General features: G+C 67.9%; 2 protein-coding genes and 1 riboswitch. Both genes read left to right on the top strand.

Annotation, left to right across the window (positions count from 1 at the left end; genetic code table 11):
• A partial coding sequence (locus EOA60_RS32115; RefSeq protein ID WP_206628350.1) for a hypothetical protein occupies positions 1–600 on the top strand: 600 nt, incomplete at its 5' end.
• A 239-nt stretch (positions 601–839) separates the two neighbouring features.
• Positions 840–1,247 carry a DOPA 4,5-dioxygenase family protein gene (locus EOA60_RS32110; protein ID WP_095802577.1) on the top strand — a complete coding sequence of 136 codons (408 nt, stop codon included), beginning with the start codon at positions 840–842 and terminating at the stop codon, positions 1,245–1,247.
• 80 nt (positions 1,248–1,327) lie between these two features.
• Positions 1,328–1,519, top strand: a riboswitch (cobalamin riboswitch).
• Positions 1,520–1,585: the final 66 nt, after the last annotated feature.

The following is a 1,585-nucleotide window of genomic DNA, read 5'->3' as shown; positions in this document are numbered from 1 at the left end:
CAAGGCGTGTCGGCGGGCGTGGGCGCCAGTGCCGACGGTGTCGGCGGCGCAAACGTCGGCGCATCGACCGGCGGCGGATCGCTCGGCGTCAATGCCGGCGGCAATCTGGGCAGCACCAGCACAGGCGTGTCGACAAGCGTGGGCGCCGCCGCCGCGGGCGACGATCCTTCCGCCGTCAGCGGATCGGCTGCCTCTGCGCAGAACCCGGCCGCGGTGCCGACAGCCCCTGCTTTGGCCAAAAGCGCGACGCAGACCATTGTGCTGCCTCCAGTGCTGAGGCCCTCCAGATCCGCCGGCGGCGACCTCCGGCGGGTCACCAAAGGCTATCGCATCGCGCCGCTGTCACCTCCGAAGGCGATACCCGGCACGCCGGCCGCCGTAGTGCGCGCCTGTCGCGCCGCGATCGCGGCGGCCGCCAAGCCCCTCGGCGCCGTGCGTGTTTACACGGTCAGCGCCGGCCCCTTGCGTCAACGCCGAAGCGGGCTCAACGCGCCGATCGAGGTGCGCATAGACTATGACGGGCGAGGCGGCATCGAAGTGAGGCAGGCGAAAGTCGGCTGTCGCCTAAATGCGAAGGGCGCGGTCACCGCGGTGATTTAGGCAAAGGCACAACGGCCGTTGCCATCCTTCCTGCCGGTTGCAACCTCGGCGGTTGGCATTTCCCCGCCCCACAAGGTGGGGAAGAGGTGGCTCGGCGCAGCCGAGACGGAGCGGGGGAGCGCCATATCCGATAACCCTGCCGACCGCAGGCGCGGACCTCAGCCGGCTGCAGACAAGGCGCCCGCGCTTCGGCTAGAGTTCCGCCGGGCGCAAAAAAATCGTCGAAGGGGAGCATCGCGATGAACGAAGTCAGGCCGATCGCCGAGATCGCCAGCTATCACGCCCATATCTACTACGGCGGGGAGGCCGAGCGGCAGCATGCCGAATGGCTGCGCCAGCGCATCGCAGAGCGCTTCCGCGTGCGCCTGGGCAACTGGCGCGACGAGCCGGTCGGCCCGCACCAGCAAGCCATGTACCAGGTCTCCTTCGCCACCGAGATCTTTGCCACGCTGGTTCCCTGGCTGATGCTGAACCACGGCGGCCTGAGCATCCTCATCCATCCCAACACCACCAACCCCAAGCGCGACCACCTTATCGACCCGATCTGGATCGGCCGGGCACTGCCGGTGAAGGGCGACGTGCTTGGCGAGGAGGACGAGGCAGAGGAAGCGCTGGAGGTGAATACCGAGCCGACGCTGGGGGTGTGAGGGGGGCGCGGCGATCTCGTCACGATGGCGTGAGAGGCGGCTGGCCGGCGGAGTTGTCGATTGACTGACCAATCGCGGTGTGGCGAATTCGCGCCGATGGTTCCCTTCGGGGATCAAAAGGGAACGCGGTGCGGAGAAATCCAAAGCCGTGGCTGCCCCCGCAACTGTAAGCGGCATGCCGGTTTCACGATGCCACTGGCTGCATGGGCCGGGAAGGCGAAAGCGGCGGGAATCCGCGAGCCAGGAGACCTGCCATCATGGACGTCAAAGCAGAACATCGGACGGGGTGATCCGGTGTGCGCGCCTGGCCGGAGGGCGGGGCGAGTTCCCTGCGATGA

This window comes from Mesorhizobium sp. M1A.F.Ca.IN.020.06.1.1, from assembly GCF_004023265.1.
Taxonomy (GTDB): domain Bacteria; phylum Pseudomonadota; class Alphaproteobacteria; order Rhizobiales; family Rhizobiaceae; genus Mesorhizobium.
This window is presented reverse-complemented; position numbering and strand designations above follow the sequence as displayed.